At 71.5% G+C, this 18,794-nt stretch carries 16 protein-coding genes, 1 pseudogene and 1 riboswitch; of the genes and pseudogenes, 15 read left to right on the top strand and 2 right to left on the bottom strand.

The genetic code is table 11. The features are described from left to right. Positions 1 to 13 precede the first annotated feature (13 nt). From D581_RS01000000138045 to D581_RS0132690, 13 genes and pseudogenes are all read left to right on the top strand, one after another. Positions 14 to 328: pseudogene (locus D581_RS01000000138045) on the top strand (cysteine hydrolase family protein); the annotation flags it as partial. 123 nt (positions 329 to 451) lie between these two features. Further along, entirely contained in the window at positions 452 to 1,096 is a 645-nt protein-coding gene (locus D581_RS0132745) for a hypothetical protein (RefSeq protein ID WP_018961339.1), read from the top strand. Next, positions 1,093 to 2,748, top strand: coding sequence for a serine/threonine-protein kinase (locus tag D581_RS0132740; protein WP_018961338.1), 1,656 nt, complete (start codon positions 1,093 to 1,095; stop codon positions 2,746 to 2,748). The genes D581_RS0132745 and D581_RS0132740 overlap by 4 nt, the downstream gene beginning before the upstream one ends. A 231-nt stretch (positions 2,749 to 2,979) precedes the next feature. Continuing rightward, a complete protein-coding gene (locus D581_RS0132735) occupies positions 2,980 to 3,636 on the top strand; it encodes a SurA N-terminal domain-containing protein (protein ID WP_018961337.1) in 657 nt (218 codons plus the stop codon). Positions 3,637 to 3,807: 171 nt separating this feature from the next. Next, positions 3,808 to 4,803, top strand: coding sequence for a nucleoside triphosphate pyrophosphohydrolase (locus D581_RS0132730; RefSeq protein WP_018961336.1), 996 nt, complete (start codon positions 3,808 to 3,810; stop codon positions 4,801 to 4,803). 178 nt (positions 4,804 to 4,981) lie between these two features. Then, positions 4,982 to 6,760: an SEL1-like repeat protein gene (locus D581_RS01000000138040; protein WP_158688652.1), complete on the top strand. Its 1,779-nt coding sequence runs from the start codon at positions 4,982 to 4,984 to the stop codon at positions 6,758 to 6,760. Then, a complete protein-coding gene (locus D581_RS0132720) occupies positions 6,757 to 8,082 on the top strand; it encodes a cytochrome P450 (RefSeq protein WP_018961335.1) in 1,326 nt (441 codons plus the stop codon). Before D581_RS01000000138040 ends, D581_RS0132720 begins: the two co-directional genes overlap by 4 nt. Positions 8,083 to 8,269: 187 nt before the next feature. Then, the gene (locus tag D581_RS0132715) at positions 8,270 to 9,373 is read left to right on the top strand and encodes a transglycosylase family protein (protein ID WP_018961334.1); all 1,104 of its coding nucleotides are present in this window, start codon (positions 8,270 to 8,272) and stop codon (positions 9,371 to 9,373) included. Between the two features lie 287 nt (positions 9,374 to 9,660). Next, a riboswitch (cyclic di-AMP (ydaO/yuaA leader) is annotated at positions 9,661 to 9,843 on the top strand. A 5-nt stretch (positions 9,844 to 9,848) separates the two neighbouring features. Further along, on the top strand, positions 9,849 to 10,559 hold the full coding sequence (locus D581_RS0132710) for a LysM peptidoglycan-binding domain-containing protein (RefSeq protein ID WP_018961333.1): 711 nt from the start codon (positions 9,849 to 9,851) through the stop codon (positions 10,557 to 10,559). Between the two features lie 321 nt (positions 10,560 to 10,880). Further along, positions 10,881 to 12,161 carry a phosphopyruvate hydratase gene (gene eno, locus D581_RS0132705; RefSeq protein WP_007456034.1) on the top strand — a complete coding sequence of 427 codons (1,281 nt, stop codon included), beginning with the start codon at positions 10,881 to 10,883 and terminating at the stop codon, positions 12,159 to 12,161. Between the two features lie 264 nt (positions 12,162 to 12,425). Continuing rightward, a complete protein-coding gene (locus D581_RS0132700; RefSeq protein WP_018961332.1) occupies positions 12,426 to 12,908 on the top strand; it encodes an FtsB family cell division protein in 483 nt (160 codons plus the stop codon). A gap of 72 nt (positions 12,909 to 12,980) precedes the next feature. After that, positions 12,981 to 13,589, top strand: a complete 609-nt coding sequence (locus tag D581_RS0132695) for a DUF501 domain-containing protein (RefSeq protein WP_018961331.1) — start codon at positions 12,981 to 12,983, stop codon at positions 13,587 to 13,589. Beyond that, positions 13,586 to 14,527, top strand: a complete 942-nt coding sequence (locus D581_RS0132690; RefSeq protein WP_018961330.1) for a Ppx/GppA phosphatase family protein — start codon at positions 13,586 to 13,588, stop codon at positions 14,525 to 14,527. Before D581_RS0132695 ends, D581_RS0132690 begins: the two co-directional genes overlap by 4 nt. Positions 14,528 to 14,667: 140 nt before the next feature. On the opposite strand, the gene D581_RS0132685 is transcribed toward D581_RS0132690, so the two are convergent. Further along, positions 14,668 to 14,937 (bottom strand): type II toxin-antitoxin system RelE family toxin, encoded by a 270-nt coding sequence (locus D581_RS0132685; RefSeq protein WP_018961329.1) that lies wholly within the window; start codon positions 14,935 to 14,937, stop codon positions 14,668 to 14,670. After that, positions 14,934 to 15,206, bottom strand: a complete 273-nt coding sequence (locus tag D581_RS0132680) for a type II toxin-antitoxin system Phd/YefM family antitoxin (protein ID WP_018961328.1) — start codon at positions 15,204 to 15,206, stop codon at positions 14,934 to 14,936. Before D581_RS0132680 ends, D581_RS0132685 begins: the two co-directional genes overlap by 4 nt. A 536-nt stretch (positions 15,207 to 15,742) precedes the next feature. Here D581_RS0132680 and D581_RS0132675 point away from each other — a divergent pair. Together D581_RS0132675 and D581_RS0132670 are read left to right on the top strand one after the other, a co-directional pair. Continuing rightward, positions 15,743 to 17,128 (top strand): NAD(P)/FAD-dependent oxidoreductase, encoded by a 1,386-nt coding sequence (locus D581_RS0132675; protein WP_026291114.1) that lies wholly within the window; start codon positions 15,743 to 15,745, stop codon positions 17,126 to 17,128. 336 nt (positions 17,129 to 17,464) lie between these two features. Beyond that, positions 17,465 to 18,778: an SAM-dependent methyltransferase gene (locus tag D581_RS0132670; RefSeq protein WP_018961326.1), complete on the top strand. Its 1,314-nt coding sequence runs from the start codon at positions 17,465 to 17,467 to the stop codon at positions 18,776 to 18,778. Positions 18,779 to 18,794 lie beyond the last annotated feature (16 nt).

Below are 18,794 nucleotides of genomic sequence, written 5' to 3'. Positions count from 1 at the left end.
GGACGCGGTCCTGTTCCTCGACACGGAACTCGACGCGGTCCTGCGCGCCCGGGGGGTCACCGAGGTCGTCGTCACCGGGTTCGCCACCGAGATCTGCGTCGAGTCCACCGCCCGGCAGGCGCTGAGCCGGGGGTACGACGTGGTACTCGTCGCGGACGGCCACACCACGTCCGTCCGGCCGGGCCCCGGCCCGTACGCCGCACCGGAGGCTTCCGTCGCGCACCACAACGAGATCTACCGCAACCTCCGCTTCCCCGGACGGCGGGTGCGCGTACTGACGGCCGCCGAGGTGGACTTCACGGGCGGAGCCCCGGCACCGGCCGGGTGACCGGGGCCGCGGGGCCGCGGGCGGGGCGAAGCACAACGGTTGGGTACAACCCGGGGTCGGCCGGTCGGTGGAGGTGTATACGCTCACCCCACACGTCCGACATACGCGTCCCAGGAGCAGCACATGCACGGCTACGGCCCGACGCCGCAGCAGCAGACGACATCCCGGCCGTCCTCGGCGACGCTCACGGCGGTGCGCGTGATCCTCGTGACGGTGACCGTGCTGAGCTGCGGCCTGCTGGCCTGGGTGGCGATGCTGCGGCTGGCGATCGTCACCCGCAGGCCGCGGGACTGGTTCCTGCTCGCGGTCGTGATCGTCCTCAACGTCGCGCTGTTCGCCTTCATCATGGCCACACCGGACGACCCCGACGAGATGTCGGACGCGGCGGTGCTGTTCATGCTCCTCTGGATCGTCGCCCTGCTGGCCGGGGTGATCACCTATTACCTGTACGTGGAGATCCGCCACTACGGCTCCCTCGGCTACCCGGCCCCGTACACCGCTCCCGGGCGCCCCGCACCGCTCCTCCCGTACCAGCAACACCCCGCACAACAGCACCAGAACCAGCACCAGAACCAGCACCAGAACCAGCACCAGAACCAGCACCAGAACCAGCACCAGAACCAGCGCCCGCAGCCCAACCCGTACACCGTGCCGACCCCGCCGCCCACGCCCACCCCCGCGCCCCAGCGCCTCGACCAGGTCCGCGCCGAGCTGGACGAGCTGAGCGACTACCTCCGCAAGGAGAACCGGGAGGGCGAGGGCCGGTGAGCGGGCGGATCATCGCCGACCGGTACGAACTGGCGACCATCCTCGGCCAGGGCGGCATGGGACAGGTGTGGACGGCCTACGACCGGCGACTGGACCGCCGCGTCGCCGTGAAGCTGCTCCGCCCCGACCGGGTCGCCGGGCCCGCCGGCAGCGACGCCGCCGACGAACTGCGCCGCCGGTTCGTCCGCGAGTGCCGGGTCACCGCCCAGGTCGACCACCCCGGCCTGGTCACCGTCCACGACGCGGGCAGCGAGGACGACGACCTCTACCTCGTCATGCAGTACGTCGAGGGCGCCGACCTCGCCGACCATCTGGCCGAGCGGAACCCGTACCCCTGGCCGTGGGCCGTCGCGGTCGCCGCCCAGCTCTGTGCCGTCCTCTGCGCGGTGCACGCGGTGCCGATCGTCCACCGCGACCTGAAGCCCCGGAACGTGATGGTCCGGCCCGACGGCACCGTCACCGTTCTCGACCTCGGTGTCGCCTCCGTCCTCGACACGGACACCACCCGCCTCACCCACACCGGCTCACCCATCGGCTCCCCGGCCTACATGGCCCCCGAGCAGGCGATGGGCGGCGCGGTCGGCCCGTACACCGACCTGTACGCCCTCGGGGTGCTCCTGCACGAACTCCTCAGCGGTGACGTGCCGTTCGCCGGGTCCACCGCGCTCGGCGTCCTGCACCGCCACCTCTACGAGCCCCCGCTCCCGGTCCGGAAGACCCGCCCCGAGGTCCCCGCCGCGCTGGAGGCCCTCGTGCTGCGGCTCCTCGCCAAGGACCCCCAGGACCGGCCCGCCTCCGCCCAGGAGGTGTACGAGGACCTCGCCCCGCTGCTGCCCAAGCACGGGACCCCCGCCGAGCCGCTCGACCCGACGCGTCCGTTCCTGCGCCCGCACGCCCCCTGGCCGGACCGGGCGGCCACCCCGGCCTCCGTGCCCGCCCCCGCCACCTTCGCCGCGCCGCCCCCCTCCGCCGGCGCTCCGCCGTCCTTCACCCCGCCCCCGGCCGCCGCACCGGCCCCCGCGCGCCCCGCCCACCTGCCGCCGGGCACCCCGCCGCCGAGCACCCCGCCGCCGCCCGCCCGGCCGGACGTCGCGCGGGCCGTGGACGAGGTCAAGAAGCTGCTCGGCGAGGGCCGCATCACCCAGGCCGTGGACGTCCTCGGCGCCACGCTCCCGGCCGCCGCCGCCGAGCACGGCGAGCACTCACCGGTCGTCCGCATCCTGCGCAAGCAGTACGCCGCGACCCTGATGGACGACGGGCAGTACCGCCGCGCCCTGCCCGAGCTGCGCCGCCTCGCCGAGGACCGCACAGCCGAAGCGGGCCAGGCCGACGCCCAGGCCCTCCAGTTCCGCTACGACGCAGCCCAGTGCCTCGAACAGCTCGGCGAGGCCGGGGCCGCGCTGGTCGAGTACCGCGCGATCCTCCCGTACTACGAGAACGCCTACGGTCCGATCGCCTCCGACCCCGGCCGCGCACTCGACATCCGGCACCGCATCGGGCAACTGCTCCTGGCGGTCGGCGACCACACCGCGGGCCGGGCACAGCTCCAGGCCCTGCTGTACGACGCCGAGCGCACCTACGGGCCGCACCACCCGCTGCCGATGGACCTGCGCCGCCTGCTCAGCCACCAACGGGACGTCCGCGGGGGCTGACAGCGCCCCGTACAACACCCCGTACAACACCCCGTACAACACGCCGTACAGCACCCCGTGAAGACCCGGTGCACACCCGTACCGCCCCCGCACCGGGCCACATTCCCGCCCACATCCCCAACTCCTCCCGAATCGTTGGTCGAATCAGTGGCACCGGCCACCTCCACTGCCTAACATCGATCACCGCAAGGCTTTGTGCACTCATGCACAAACTCTCCCCGGGAGGCTCCTTTGCACCGCCGTCGTCGCACCGCGTTCGCCGTCCTCGCCGCGACACTCGTCGCCGCGCCACTCCTTTCGGCCTGCGGCAACCAGCCCCACCCCGGCGCCGCGGCCGTCGTGGGCGGCGAGCGGATCGAGGTGTCGACGGTCCAGGGCCGGGCCGCGGACGTCCGCAGCGCCCAGGAGAGCTCCCCGGAGGCCGCCCAGCTGGTGAACAAGTCGGGCCAGCTCAGCCGCGCCAAACTGCACGGGCTGATCTTCGGCCGGATCCTCGACCGCGCCGCCGCGGACGCGGGGGTCACGGTCACCCGCAAGGAGATCCAGGAGATGCGGAAGGCCAGCCGCGCCCAGCAGGGCGGCGAGGAGCGGTTCGAGGCGATGATGCTCCAGCAGCGCTGGGTCGCCCCGGACCAGATCGACGCCGACATGCGCCAGGAGGTCCAGCTCCCGAAGCTGGCCGAGGCGCTCGGCGCGGACCTCGGCACACCGGCCGGCCAGCAGGTCGTCGGCGAGGCCCTCACCAAGGCGTCGAAGGCCCTCGACATCGACGTCAACCCGCGCTTCGGCACCTGGGACGACCAGAAGATGCAGCTCGGCAACTACAGCGCGCCCTGGATCACCCAGGTCACCGAGTTCGCGCCGAAGGACGCCCCGGCCGGCGCCTGAACCGGCCGGCGCCTGAACCGGCGGGCGCCTGAACCGGCGGGCGCCTGAACCGGCGGGCGCCTGAGCCGACGGGTGCCCGAAGCGACGGGCGCCTGAACCGGCGAGTGCCCGAAGCGACCGGCGCCTGAACCGGCGGGCCGGGGACCCCGGGGCCGGAGGTAGGTTCGCAGGGTGAACGCCGAAGCCCCCGACGCCCCCGTCGAGACCCCCGCCGACCCCGGCCGCATCGTCCTGCTCACCGCCAGCCACCGGGTCGCGCCCGGCCTGCTGTCCTGGCCGGCCTGGCAGACGCTGCACGCCGCCGACCGGGTCCTCGTCGCCGGCCCGGACCACCCGCAGCTCCCCTACCTCCGCGAGGCGGGCGTAAGCGTCGAACACGCCACGCCCTCCGCCGACGAACTGGTCGCCGACTGCGCGGGCGGCCGGACCGTCGTCGTCCTGGTCGGCGGCGAGGGCGACAGCCGCCTGACGGACGGTCTGGCCCGCCTCGGCGGCTCGGGCCGGGTGGCCATGCCGGACCTGGAACTGCTCCCCGGCTCCTACGACCTGCCCGGCGCTCGCCTGCTGGACCTGGTCCAGGTCATGGACCGGATCCGCCGCGCGTGCCCCTGGACCTCGCGGAAGACACACCGGGGCCTCGCCAAGTACGCCATCGAGGAGGCGTACGAACTGGTCGAGGCGATCGAGGACGGCGACCGGGACGAACTGCGCGAGGAGCTCGGCGACGTCCTGCTCCAGGTCGTCTTCCACGCCAGGATCGCCGAGGAGGATGCCGAGGCGCCCTTCGCCATCGACGACGTCGCGGGCGGCCTGGTCGAGAAGCTGATCCACCGCCACCCGCACGTCTTCGGCGACGAGAGCGCCGAGACCCCCGAGGACGTCCACGCGCACTGGCTGCGCACCAAGGCGATCGAGAAGCAGCGGACCTCGGTCACCGAAGGCGTCCCCCTCGGCCAGCCCGGCCTGGCCCTCGCCGCGAAGCTCGCTAGCCGCGCCCGTACGGCGAACTTGGACGTCCCCCTCCCCACCGGCGACACCATCGGCTACGAACTCCTCGCCCTCGCGGTCTCCGCCGAGGCGAACGGCACCGACCCGGAGGCCGCCCTGCGCGCTGCCGCCCGCGCCTACCGCGACGCGATCCTGGCGGCGGAGGGCGGGGCTGGTTAGTACGGTGACCGTAGGGGTTCGAGGAGGGGCGGGGGCGGACGTGGACGCTGAACTGCATGCACTGGCCGAAATTCTGGGTCGAGCGGTAGCCGCGGGCGATTCCGACGTGCGCGAGCTACTGATCGAGACCTCGCACCGAAGCGCCACGGCCCCTTTGCTGGTGCCACGGTTGGACCAGGTGTTCAAGAGATACCAGGGGAACTCCGTCGCGGGGCCGCTGGTAGCCCGGGACCTGCTCGATGTTCTGAGTGTGACCCGGCGCCAGGACGCCATCGCGTACGAGGAGCTGAAGACGATCGCCGACGTCTTCGCCGAGGACAAGTGGGCACGCACGGGTCTCGTACCGCCACGACGCGCACCCGACGCCACCTCGACCAGCAACGCGATCTCGGGCGGCACGTTCAGCGAACCGGTCGTCCAGGCCGGGACCGTCAACGGTGGCATGCACACCTATTACGGGTCGGCGCAGCACACCGGCCTGCCCCCGGTCACCGACTGGCCGCGACTCGACGCGGCCGATCCGATCGCCTTCGGCGTGAGGCCTGCCCGGCGGATCGGCGACGAGGCGCCGTTGCCGCCGTACGTGGCACGGGACGTCGACGTCGTGCTGAAGGGGAGGGTCCGCACGGCCGCCGAGACGGGCGGACTGGTGCTGGTGACCGGCGAGCCCCTGTCCGGGAAGAGCCGGACCGCCTGGGCGGGGATGCTCACGAGCCTCCCGGGCTCGACCCGCCTCCTCGCCCCCGCGACCGGCACAGATCTGCGCGGTCTGCCTGGCGTGCTGCGGGGCCGGGGCGGGGAGCAGTGCGTGATCTGGCTGGACGAACTGGAGGGCCACCTCGGGGAACACGGCCTGACCCCGGCGCTCCTCGCCGAACTCGTCGGCCTGCGCGTTCCGGTGATCGCCACGATGAGCGACGAGGCCTACGACGGCCACCGCTTCGGCGGACAGGCGCGCGCCCGGGTGCTGGCCGGTGCCGACCCGGTGGAGCTGAGCTCGGACTGGACCGGGTCCGAGCTGCTGCGGCTGGAGGCCGGTTGCGGCGACTCCAGGCTGGAGGATGCCGACACCTGGTGTGAGGGCGCTCGTGTCACCGAGTACCTCGTTGTGGCACCGGAGCTGTGGGACGAGTGGTGGCGCGCCCGCCGCCTGAACGCCCACCCCCACGGGCACCTGCTGGTGCGGGCGGCCATCGACTTCGCCCGGTGCGGGACCGACGATGCTCCGATCCCCTTGGCCGTGCTGCGTGAGGCGTGCGCGCTGTACGAGCAGGAAGTGGCGCGGGCGGCCGGGGAGCCCCTCGAAGACGCGTTGGAGTGGGCGACGGCCCTCCGTCACCGGGTGGCCGGGATGCTGATCCCGGGGGGAGCCCCGGATACCTGGCGCGTCCACACCTCGTTGTTCAGCGAGGCGGAGACCCGGCCGGACACCCCGCCCGTACCGCTCGGCCTCTGGCTGCTCGCAGGGAAAGCGATGCGTGCGGTCCCTTCCTACCTGGGCGCCGTGGTGGCCACGGCAGAGGATGCGCTGGGTCATCTGGCAGACGGAGATCCGGAGGTCGCCCTGGTCCTCGGCCACCTGCACGAAGCGACCGGGCGGACCGAGGTCGCCGAGAAGTGGTACAGCCACTCCGCCGACGCGGGCGGCGTCGAAGCGGCGGGGATCGTGGGCCGGGCTCTCGCGGCCCGGGGGAAGACGGCCGAAGCCGTTCCGTACCTGGAGCGGGCGGCGGAGGTCGGGTACACCGACGCGCGGGACCACCTCGTGACCGTGCTCGTCGACCGGGCGTTGTTCTGGCTCGACCGCAGCGTCGAGGACGGGAGCCCGACGGCGGCGGACTACGCGAGAAGGCTGAGGGAGGCCATCAGGCTGCCGCCCGACCCCGTCACCTTGGAGCATCTCCGAGGAAGGCCGCAGCAAGCCCTTGACGCCGCGCCCGATACCGTCGAGAAGTGAACGACAGCCCTGCCCCCCGCACCCCCGAGCTCCCCGCCTGCCCCCACAGCGGGGCCACCCCGGCCGCCCCCACACTCTTCACCTGGGAGTTCGCCACCGACCCCTACCCCGCCTACGCCTGGCTCCGCGAGCACCGCCCCGTGCACCGCACCGCGCTGCCCAGCGGGGTCGAGGCCTGGCTCGTGACCCGGTACGGGGACGCCAAGGAGGCGCTCGCCGACGCGCGGCTCTCCAAGAACCCGGCCAACCACGCCGAGTCGCCGCACGCCAAGGGGAAGACGGGGATCCCGGGAGAGCGCAAAGCGGAGCTGATGACGCATCTGCTCAACATCGACCCGCCGGACCACACCCGGCTGCGCCGGCTCGTGTCCAAGGCGTTCACCCCGCGCCGGGTCGCGGAGTTCGCGCCCCGCGTGCAGGAGCTGGCGGACCGGCTCATCGACGACTTCGTGGAGAAGGGGAGCGCCGACCTCATCCACGACTTCGCCTTCCCGCTCCCCATCTACGCCATCTGCGACCTGCTCGGCGTCCCCGAGGAGGACCAGGACGACTTCCGTGACTGGGCGGGCATGATGATCCGGCACGGCGGCGGGCCGCGCGGCGGGGTCGCCCGGTCGGTGAAGAAGATGCGCGGCTACCTCGCCGAACTCATCCACCGCAAGAGGGAGAATCCGGGCGACGACCTGATCTCCGGGCTGATCCGGGCCAGCGACCACGGCGAGCACCTCACGGAGAACGAGGCGGCCGCCATGGCGTTCATCCTCTTGTTCGCCGGGTTCGAGACGACGGTCAACCTCATCGGCAACGGGACCTACGCCCTCCTGCGCCACCCCGAGCAGCGCGCCCGGCTGGAGGCCTCCCTGGCGGCGGGGGAGGGCGACCTGCTGGCCACCGGGATCGAGGAGCTGCTCCGGTTCGACGGGCCCGTCGAGATGGCGACCTGGCGGTACGCCACCGAGGCGCTGACCCTGGGCGGCGAGGAGATCGCCGCCGGGGACCCCGTACTCGTGGTGCTGGCGGCGGCCGACCGCGACCCGGAGCGGTTCACGGATCCGGACACCCTGGACCTTGCGCGGCGTGACAATCAGCACCTCGGATACGGGCACGGCATCCACTACTGCCTGGGGGCGCCGCTGGCCCGACTGGAGGGACAGACCGCGCTGACCACCCTGTTGAGGCGCCTTCCTGACCTGCGACTTGCGGGAGAACCGGGCGATTTGCGCTGGCGCGGCGGGCTCATCATGCGTGGACTGCGCACCCTTCCGGTCGCGTTCGAACCGGGTAGTCGATCCGGAAAAAGTGACACAGTGTCAACTCCGTGACTTTCACGTGATCTGCGCTGCATCGACTTGTGACACACGTTCGAGTCCCGCTAGGTTCACGGTTCGACGCGTCGGTCGCACCTTGCTCACGCGTCACCTGTGCGCCGAAGCAGACACGGAGTCCGGCACGGAGTCCGCTGTGCGGCGCTCAGGCCACTCGCTTGTCAGTCGCACGGAAGGCATACCCATGGGCTCCGCGAACGGCAGACACCGCCGCCCTCGTCAGGCACCCGCCATCATCGTCGCCGCAGGCGTGACGGGATCGGCCATCGCCATCCCGCTGCTCGGCGCCGGCGGCGCGCACGCGGCCGAGGCCACCACCTGGGACCGGGTCGCCGAGTGCGAGAGCGGCGGCATGTGGAGCGCCGATCTCGGCAACGGCTACTACGGCGGGCTCCAGTTCTCGCAGGAGACTTGGTCGGCTTACGGCGGCACGGCGTTCGCGCCCCGCGCCGACCTCGCCAGCCGCTCGCAGCAGATCTCCATCGCCGAGAAGGTCCTGGACGACCAGGGCCCGAAGGCGTGGCCCAGCTGTGCGGTCATCTCCGGCCTCGCGGTGGACGGCGGTCTGCCCGGCGTCGACCCGGGCACCTCGCCGTCCGCGGATCCGTCCGCCGAGCCGTCGGCCGACCCGTCCGCCGATCCGTCGGCGGACCCCTCGGCCGACCCGACCTCCACCCCGACCGGCGAAGCGGATGCGACCGGTGAACCCGGTGAGTCCCGTGAAACCGGCACGGGTGAGAAGCGTGATGAGGCGGACAAGGGCGGTAGTGGCGGCGCGGAGAAGGGGAGCGAGGCTCCCGACTCCTCGGTGACGCCCTCCGCCCCGCCCGCCTCCGACGCCCCCGACGCCTCGGACCCCTCCACCGCCCCCGACGCCTCGGCGGACGAGGACGGCAAGGGGGGCAAGCACCGGGGCGCCCCCGCGCCCGAGGAGGCCGACGCGGGTCAGAAGGACGGTCCCCGCGAGTCCGGCCGGCACGCCTCGCGTGGTGAGGGTGACGCGCGGGACGGTGGCGCGGCGACCGCCGACGGGTACACGGTGCGGCCCGGGGACAACCTCTGGGCGATCGCCGACGCCCGGGAGATCCCCGGCGGCTGGACCGGCCTGTACGAGACGAACAAGGACCTCCTGGGCTCCGACCCGGACCTGATCCTGCCCGGCCAGAACCTGGACCTGGGCCTGGACAGGGGTGCGGGCGAGGACGCGGGCCGGGGCGCGGCCAAGAGCGCGGCCCCGGCCGCCCCGGAGGGCGCCGAGACACCCGCCGGGGCGCCCGCCGCCAACTGATCGAATCGGGAAAACACCCCGAAAATCGAGGCAGTTAAGAGACCTATGTCCACTTTTGCGTAAGTGAGACATGGGTCTCTTTGCTTCAACTGGTGCGTCTCGTCCGGCTGGTCCGGGCGAATCGCTCCCCACCTGCGGAAACGCCCTGCTGGCCACGGCGAGTTCGGGTCGATTGCCCCCTATGTCCATCTTTGAATGTCGGGGTTGCCTGTGTTTACGGTCGGACCGCTCGCACCGCGGGCCCCGTCGACCGTCACGCCGAATCCTGCCGTCGGTCGAAGGGAACAGACGCGTAAGCGCCGTAGGCAGGAGCGGGGGACCCAGGTAAGCCGCCGGGTCCGGACGCCTCGTCGAACCGACGAGGACGTACGGGAACGGCTAGGGGTGAAGTCGCGAGCAGCACCGCGCGACCGGGCAACTCATCAGCCCGAACCCGACAGCTCACCTCGTAGGCGTCGGTGAGGAGATTCGTTCCATGCTGCTGAACAGCAAGGGCAAGCACCGCCGCCCGTCCAAGGCCACCCGTATCGCCACCCTCGCGGGTGTCACCGGTGCCGCCGTCGCCATCCCGCTGATGGGCGCGACCAACGCTTCCGCCGCCTCCGTCGAGACCTGGGACGCCGTCGCCCAGTGCGAGTCCGGCGGCAACTGGTCCATCAACACCGGCAACGGCTACTACGGCGGACTGCAGTTCTCGCAGTCCAGCTGGGCCGCCGCCGGCGGTACGCAGTACGCCTCCCGTGCCGACCTGGCCTCCAAGGACCAGCAGATCGCCACCGCCGAGAAGCTCCTCGACCTCCAGGGCCCGGGCGCCTGGGCCTGCGCCGGCGCCGGCGGCCTCACCAACGACGGTGTGGACCCGGGCGTCAACACCGGCTCCGGCTCCGGCTCCGGCGAGAGCAAGCCCGAGCAGGCGCAGCCCGAGCGCCAGGCCGAGCAGCCCACCACGCGCTCCGAGCAGCGCGAGGCCCCCAAGGCCGAGAGCAAGAAGACCGTCACCACCCCGACCGGCGAGAAGGTCCAGAAGGGTGACGGCGAGTACAAGGTCGAGGCCGGCGACACCCTGAGCACCATCGCCGAGGCGGAGGGCGTCAAGGGCGGCTGGAGCAAGCTCTTCAAGCTCAACGACGACATCGTCAAGGACGCCGACCTGATCTTCCCGGGTCAGCAGCTCCACCTGAAGTAATCGCCGTCTCTCCTCCCGGAGGAGAAGCGTCCGGCGGCACTTCTCCTCGCACGGCTCCCCGGCCCGGCGCGCTCGTCCCCCCAGCGCGCCGGGCCGGGTTCTTCGTGAGCGGCGGGCGCTGATGGCCCGCATGCGTTCACCTCTTATTGTTACCGCTCAGTAGATTTCCAGAGTTTTGTCCCGTGATGCAGCTCCTTGGACCCTTTTTCGTCCCAGGAGGCGGGCGGTCGGCCGGTCGACACGGCCGGGCCCGATAGGCTCGTGCCGCAAGGCCACAGTGACCCTGCACAACCAGTGTCAGATCCCAGAAGGAGATGCCTCGTGCCGTCCATCGACGTCGTCGTAGCCAGGGAAATCCTCGACTCCCGGGGCAACCCCACGGTCGAGGTCGAGGTTGGCCTCGACGACGGCAGCACGGGCCGTGCTGCTGTTCCGTCCGGAGCCTCCACCGGTGCGTTCGAGGCCATCGAGCTTCGCGACGGTGACCCCAACCGCTACATGGGCAAGGGCGTCGAGAAGGCCGTCCTCGCCGTCATCGAGCAGATCGGCCCGGAGCTCGTCGGGTACGACGCCACCGAGCAGCGCCTCATCGACCAGGCGATGTTCGACCTCGACGCCACCGAGAACAAGGCGTCGCTCGGCGCGAACGCCATCCTCGGCGTCTCGCTGGCCGTCGCGCACGCCGCCTCCGAGGCGTCCGACCTGCCGCTCTTCCGCTACCTCGGCGGCCCGAACGCGCACCTGCTGCCCGTTCCGATGATGAACATCCTGAACGGCGGCTCGCACGCCGACTCCAACGTGGACGTCCAGGAGTTCATGATCGCCCCGATCGGCGCGGAGTCCTTCTCCGAGGCCCTGCGCTGGGGCGCGGAGGTCTACCACACGCTGAAGAAGGTCCTCAAGACCAAGGGCCTGTCCACCGGACTCGGCGACGAGGGCGGCTTCGCCCCGAACCTGGAGTCCAACCGCGCCGCCCTGGACCTCATCGTCGAGGCCATCAAGGAGGCCGGTTACGTCCCGGGCCGCGACATCGCGCTCGCGCTCGACGTCGCCGCGTCCGAGTTCTACAAGGACGGCGTCTACGAGTTCGAGGGCAAGTCCCGCTCGGCCGCCGAGATGACCGAGTACTACGAGGAGCTCGTCTCCGCGTACCCGCTGGTCTCCATCGAGGACCCGCTGTACGAGGACGACTGGGCCGGCTGGAAGGTCATCACCGACCGCATCGGCGCCAAGGTGCAGATCGTCGGCGACGACCTCTTCGTCACCAACCCCGAGCGGCTGGCCCGCGGCATCGAGGAGGGCTCCGCCAACGCCCTGCTCGTGAAGGTCAACCAGATCGGTTCGCTGACCGAGACCCTGGACGCCGTCGAGCTGGCCCAGCGCAACGGCTTCAAGTGCATGATGTCGCACCGCTCCGGCGAGACCGAGGACGTCACCATCGCCGACCTCGCCGTCGCCGTGAACTGCGGCCAGATCAAGACCGGCGCCCCGGCCCGCTCGGACCGCGTCGCCAAGTACAACCAGCTGCTGCGCATCGAGGAGATCCTCGACGACGCCGCGGTGTACGCGGGCCGTTCCGCCTTCCCGCGCTTCAAGGGCTGACCCGTAGCGTCAAGACGGTAGCCTCCGTCCGTCCCCGCACCCGGTCCCGTACCGTGTGCGGGGACGGACGTGCGTCAGAGCTTGTCGTCAAACTGCCGCCTGCCGGGTGGCGTCTGGCACGCACGCTCGCGGCGTTGCCGAAATGGCCAAGTAGCTCCGCTACGAGACCATCCCGGCGCCTTGCGATCGCACGCACCAGTCGCCGCCCGGCCGCCCTTCGGGCGACGACGGCAGTTTGACGACAAGCTCTGGGAGGCGGGAGACATGGCCGGCAAGGACCGCGACCGGTTCTCCACCGCGACCAGGCTGCGACTGCTCGGCGAGCAGACCGCGGCCCGCGTGTACCGATCCCAGAACCGCCGGCAGGCCCGCCGCTCCCGGCTCACCGGACGGGCCGCGTTCCTGGCGCTGGTGGTCTGCTCCCTGGTGGTGGCGCTCGCCTACCCGATGCGGCAGTACGTCTCCCAGCGCGACGAGATCGCCGAGCAGGAGCGGCTCTCGCAGCAGGCGGAGCGGCGCACCGAGGAGCTGCGGGACGAGAAGGCGCGGCTCCAGGACGACGCGTACATCATGCGGCTGGCCCGCCAGCACCTCCACTACGTCCTCCCCGGGGAGACCGGCTACACCGTGGCCGACCCCGACGCGGCCCGGGACCGCCGCGGCGAGTCGGGCGCGAGCGACCGGCCGTGGCACTCGAACCTCTGGGACGGCGTGGACAGCGCCGACCGTGACGACGACCGCGACTGACACCGACCCCGTACGTTCATCCGTACGCCCACCTCTACGAGCTTCCGACTTCCGAGCAGAACCAAGGCAGGCATGGAAACGCCCCCTCCGCAGACCGAGTCCACCCAGCCCACCGACGCGGACATCGCCGCGTTCGAGCAGCAGCTCGGCCGCCCGCCGCGCGGTCTGCGCGCCATCGCGCACCGCTGCCCCTGCGGCAACCCGGACGTGGTGGAGACCCAGCCCCGTCTGGAGGACGGCACGCCGTTCCCGACGACGTACTACCTGACCTGCCCCCGGGCCGCCTCGGCGATCGGCACGCTGGAGGCCAACGGGGTCATGAAGGAGATGACGGCCCGTCTGGAGACCGATCCGGAGCTGGCCGACGCCTACCGGGCCGCGCACGAGGACTACATCACCCGCCGCGACGCCATCGAGGTCCTGGAGGGCTTCCCGAGCGCCGGCGGCATGCCGGACCGGGTGAAGTGCCTGCACGTCCTGGTCGGCCATTCGCTGGCCGCCGGCCCCGGGGTGAACCCGCTGGGCGACGAGGCCATCGCGATGCTGCCCGAGTGGTGGGCCAAGGGCCCCTGCGTCACGCCCTGCGTGCCGCAGGGCGACGGCTGGACGGTGGACGAGGGCGACGGCGGCCACTTCGCCTTCCGCCCCCTGGACGGCGCCGCCGACGGGAAGGACGCGTGACCCGGGTCGCCGCCGTCGACTGCGGCACGAACTCCATCCGGCTGCTCGTCGCCGACGTGGACCCCGCCACCGGCTCCTTCACCGAGCTGGACCGGCGCATGACCATCGTCCGCCTCGGCCAGGGCGTGGACAGGACCGGCCGGCTCGCCCCCGAGGCGCTGGCGCGGACGTTCGCCGCCTGCCGTGAGTACGCGACGGCCATCGAGGAACTGGGCGCGACACGGATCCGCTTCGTCGCCACCTCCGCCTCCCGGGACGCCGAGAACAGCGCCGACTTCGTGGCCGGGGTACGGGACATCCTCGGCGTCGAGCCCGAGGTGATCACCGGCGACCAGGAGGCGCAGCTCTCCTTCGACGGGGCCACCAAGGAGCTGGCCGGCAGCGACCACCTGGCGAAGCCGTATCTGGTCGTCGACATCGGCGGCGGCTCCACGGAGTTCGTCCTCGGTTCGGACCGGGTGGAGGCGGCCCGGTCCGTCGACATCGGCTGCGTACGGATGACGGAGCGTCATCTGGCCGTGGACGGGGTCGTCATGGACCCGCCCAGCCACGAGCGGGCCGCGGCGATCCGCGCGGACGTCGACGCCGCACTCGACCTCGCCGAGCAGACCGTGGAGCTCAAGGGGGCCGGCACCCTCGTCGGTCTGGCGGGCACCGTCACGACGATCGCCGGAATCGCGCTGGAACTGCCGGAGTACGACTCCGGGGCCATCCACCACTCACGGGTCACCCGCGGCCAGGTCCGCGCGATCACCGAGCACCTGCTCCGCTCCACCCACGAAGAGCGCGCCGCGATCCCCGTGATGCACCCGGGCCGGGTCGACGTGATCGGCGCGGGGGCGCTCGTCCTGCTCGCCGTGATGGAGCGGACGGGGGCCCACGAGGTCGTCGTCAGCGAGCACGACATCCTCGACGGGATCGCCTGGAGCGCCGCGTGACCGAAACCGGGATGCGGGGCGCACTGCCAAGGTCCCGGTCCCGACCAGGTAGCGGATGACATGACGGGGCACCGAATCCAGAAGGGGCCTCGGTTCCAGTCGTGCACCCGGTGACGTAACAAGGCGGGACCTGCCCGCTCTCACATGGTGCGGTAGACGTCCCGCCGGCTGCCCACCTTGACGACAAGGATGATCAACTCGCCGTCCTCCACCTGATAGGCGACTCGGTAGTTGCCCACCCGGAGCCGGTAGAGACCCGAGGGGCCGGTGAGCTTCTTGATGTCGGCGTCTTCACGGTACGGATCCTCGCCGAGAGCCGTCAGCGCGGCGAGGATCCGCATGGCGGCGGGTCGGTCGATGGCGCGGAGTTGCCGTTGTGCCGCAGCGGTGAACCGGAACGCGTATTTCACGCCGCGTCTTCGGCGCGCTCGGTGAACAGGTCTGCCAGTAGTTCCGCCATCGTCACGGTCGGGCCGCCCTCGGCCAGGACCGCTTCCGCCTCCCGGGCGAGCAGTACGTCGGCCGCCGCCTCCAGTGCGTCGAAGTCCGCGATCGGAACGAGCGCCGCGACGGGTTCGCCGTTGCGGGTGATCACCGTGGGGGTGCCCTCCTCTGCGGAGTTGATGTGGTCCGCCAGGCGTGCGCGGGCTTCCCGTACCGTCACAGTGCTCTCGGCCATGGCCCAAGTGTACGCAATTTCGTGTACACGCGGCGGTGGTGGTGGCCGCTGTGACAAGTGGTGTTCGACGGCATCGCCTGGAGCGCCGCGTAGCCCTGCCGTCAGCCACCTTCCGCTGCCCGCTCAATCGCATTGTCACCTGCACCGTTGAGCCCCGACCCGGCCCCTCCGGGTCGTCCGGGGTCCCTCTGGGGGCGCGCCGCGGGAAACTTCGTGAACTTCTTCACAAGGAATGGGGCCCTGTTGGTCGCAGCTGGAGCCCATTAGGCCGGAACCGGTCGCCCGGGAGGGCGTGCGGAGGTGTCGCGCACGCGTTCCGGGAGCGTTGCGACCGCGCGAAGGGGAGGGGTGGTCCACCCGCCGCGACGGGTCAAGGGCCAGCTCACAGGTGGTGAACAACGTTTCCCGCGGTGCTGTGGTTCCCTTTCGTGCCCATGACCTGGGTCACGTGGGCGGCGAAGTGTAGCAGAGGGTGGCCCAATCCTTGTGAAGGGGCTCACGAGCACCCCCCTGGGGCGGGGTGGATACTCGATGGCATGAGCACCACGGAGCGTCCCAGGATCCTCGTTGTAGGCGGTGGGTACGTAGGCCTGTACGCAGCTCGTCGCATTCTGAAGAAGATGCGATACGGAGAGGCGACCGTCACGGTCGTCGACCCGCGGTCGTACATGACGTACCAGCCCTTCCTCCCCGAAGCTGCCGCAGGCAGCATCTCGCCTCGGCATGTCGTCGTCCCGCTGCGACGCGTGCTGCCCAAGGCTGAGGTTCTCACCGGTCGTGTCACGACCATCGATCAGGACCGCAAGGTCGCCACGGTCGCGCCGCTCGTCGGCGAGGCCTACGAGCTGCCCTTCGACTACCTGGTCATCGCGATGGGCGCGGTCTCCCGTACCTTCCCGATCCCCGGCCTCGCCGAGCAGGGCATCGGCATGAAGGGCGTCGAGGAGGCCATCGGGCTGCGCAACCACGTCCTGGAGCAGCTGGACAAGGCCGACTCCACCACCGACGAGGACGTCCGCCGCAAGGCGCTGACGTTCGTCTTCGTGGGCGGCGGCTTCGCCGGCGCGGAGACCATCGGCGAGGTCGAGGACATGGCCCGCGACGCGGCGAAGTACTACACGAACGTGCAGCGCGAGGACATGCGCTTCATCCTCGTCGACGCCGCCGACAAGATCCTTCCCGAGGTCGGCCCGAAGCTGGGCGCCTACGGCAAGGAGCACCTGGAGAGCCGCGGCGTGGAGATCTACCTCTCCACCTCGATGGACTCCTGCGTCGACGGCCGCGTGGTGCTGAAGAACGGCCTGGAGGTCGACTCCAGCACCATCGTGTGGACCGCCGGTGTGAAGCCGAACCCGGCGCTGGCGCGCTTCGGCCTGCCGCTCGGCCCCCGCGGCCACGTGGACACCTCGGAGAAGCTCCAGGTGCAGGGCACCGACTACATCTGGGCCGCGGGCGACAACGCCCAGGTGCCGGACATGGTCGGCCGCCGCGCCGGCAACCCGAACGCCTGGTGCCCGCCCAACGCCCAGCACGCGCTGCGTCAGGCGAAGGTCCTCGGCGACAACGTGATCTCCGGTATGCGGGGCTTCCCGCAGAAGGAGTACAGCCACGCCAACAAGGGTGCGGTCGCCGGTCTCGGCCTGCACAAGGGCGTCGCGATGATCGTCATGGGCAAGGTGAAGATCAAGCTCAAGGGCCGTCTCGCCTGGTACATGCACCGCGGCTACCACGGCATGGCCATGCCGACCTGGAACCGCAAGATCCGGGTCTTCGCCGACTGGACGCTGGCGATGTTCCTCAAGCGCGAGGTCGTCTCGCTCGGCGCCATGGAGACGCCGCGCGAGGAGTTCTACGAGGCCGCCAAGCCGGCCCCGGCTCAGGCCGCCGCCAAGTCCGAGGGCGAGAAGGCCAAGGCCTCCTGACCTCCTGGTGAAGCGCTCCGCGGGGAGCGCACCGTACGACGCCCGAAGGGGCCGTCCGCCATCCGTGGTGCGGACGGCCCCTTCGGCGTATCCGGGCGCGGACCCGGACCGGGCCGACGGCGGGCCGTGGCCGGTTGCCGCCCGTATGGGTGGTGCATGCATGCTTTTTGCCGATTCGTTGCCCGGTAGCGGAATGACGGAGTGTGCGAGGACAGTTGACGCAGGCGTACCTCGCCACGGCACCGGGGTGGCGCGGCGGGGCTACGAGCATGTCTGTTCGCCTGTGCTTGTCGTGCTTGTCGTGCTTGTCGGGGAAACACCACGGAGGTGTGCGCCATGGCAGACGCCGCGTCGCGGCTGACCGCTCTTGCCGAGGAGTTGCTCTCGGAACCCCTGCCGGTCCGTGTCCGGGCCTGGGACGGCAGCGAATCGGGGCCGCCCGGGGCCCCGGTCCTCGTGATCCGCCACCGCCGTGCCCTGCGCCGGTTCCTATGGAAGCCGGGCGAACTGGGCCTGGCCCGCGCCTGGGTGGCGGGGGAGATCGACATCGAGGGCGACCTGTACGAAGCGCTCGGTCATCTGGCCGGGCTGCTCTGGGACCGGGGCGCCGACGCCAAGGACTCCGTCCACCCGGTCCGCGACCCCAAGGTCCGCGCCTTCGCCCGCGGCCTCCTCGACCTCGCCGGCCCCTGGCCGCCCCCGGCCCCGCCCGCCGAGGAGGTGCGCCGCCGCACCGGCCCCCTGCACACCAGACGCCGCGACAAGGAGGCCATCAGCCACCACTACGACGTCGGGAACGACTTCTACGCCCTGGTGCTCGGCCCCTCCATGGTCTACTCCTGCGCCTACTGGCAGGACGGGGGGACCCTGGAGGAGGCCCAGCGCGACAAGCTCGACCTGGTCTGCCGCAAGCTCGGCCTGAAGGACGGCGACCGGCTCCTGGACGTCGGCTGCGGCTGGGGCTCCATGGCCATCCACGCCGCCCGTGCGTACGGGGCACAGGTCACCGGCGTCACCCTCTCCCAGGAGCAGGCCGCCCACGCCCGCAAGCGCATCGCCGAGGAGGGCCTGACCGACCGGATCGAGATCCGGGTCCAGGACTACCGGGACGTCGGCGACGGCCCGTACGACGCGATCTCCTCGATCGGCATGGCCGAGCACGTCGGATCGGTCCGCTACCGGGAGTACGCGGACGACCTCTACGCCCTCCTGAAGCCCGGCGGACGCCTCCTGAACCACCAGATCGCCCGCCGCCCCGAGAAGGACGAGGACGCCTACCGCATCGACGCGTTCATCGACGCCTACGTCTTCCCCGACGGCGAACTGGCCCCGCTCGGCCGCACCCTGTCCATCCTGGAGGAGGCCGGCTTCGAGGCCCGGGATGTCGAGACGCTGCGCGAGCACTACGCGCTGACCCTGCGCCGGTGGGTGGCCAACCTGGAGCAGCACTGGGAGTGGGCGGTACGCGCCACCTCCCCGGGCCGGGCCAGGGTCTGGCGGCTGTACATGGCAGCCTCGGCCCTCTCCTTCGAGCACAACAAGATCGGCGTCAACCAGATCCTCGCGGTGCGCCCGCTGGACGGCGGCGGCTCCCGGATGCCGCTGCGCGCCCGCGCCTGGACGGAGTCCGCCGAGGGCGGGGAGGCCTGACCCGTACGCGTACCTG

Source organism: Streptomyces sp. CNB091, from assembly GCF_000377965.1.
Note: the sequence above shows the minus strand (reverse complement) of the source record. Positions and strands in the feature narration are given on the sequence as shown.

Excerpts from the sequence above, each read along its gene's own strand:
- D581_RS0132700 (WP_018961332.1), top strand. The coding sequence starts at position 12,426 with ATGGCCGGCAAGGACCGCGACCGGTTCTCCACCGCGACCAGGCTGCGA.
- D581_RS0132695 (WP_018961331.1), top strand. The coding sequence starts at position 12,981 with ATGGAAACGCCCCCTCCGCAGACCGAGTCCACCCAGCCCACCGACGCG.
- D581_RS0132670 (WP_018961326.1), top strand. The coding sequence starts at position 17,465 with ATGGCAGACGCCGCGTCGCGGCTGACCGCTCTTGCCGAGGAGTTGCTC.
- D581_RS0132675 (WP_026291114.1), top strand. The coding sequence starts at position 15,743 with ATGAGCACCACGGAGCGTCCCAGGATCCTCGTTGTAGGCGGTGGGTAC.
- D581_RS0132710 (WP_018961333.1), top strand. The coding sequence starts at position 9,849 with ATGCTGCTGAACAGCAAGGGCAAGCACCGCCGCCCGTCCAAGGCCACC.
- D581_RS0132745 (WP_018961339.1), top strand. The coding sequence starts at position 452 with ATGCACGGCTACGGCCCGACGCCGCAGCAGCAGACGACATCCCGGCCG.
- D581_RS0132715 (WP_018961334.1), top strand. The coding sequence starts at position 8,270 with ATGGGCTCCGCGAACGGCAGACACCGCCGCCCTCGTCAGGCACCCGCC.
- D581_RS0132680 (WP_018961328.1), bottom strand. The coding sequence starts at position 15,206 with ATGGCCGAGAGCACTGTGACGGTACGGGAAGCCCGCGCACGCCTGGCG.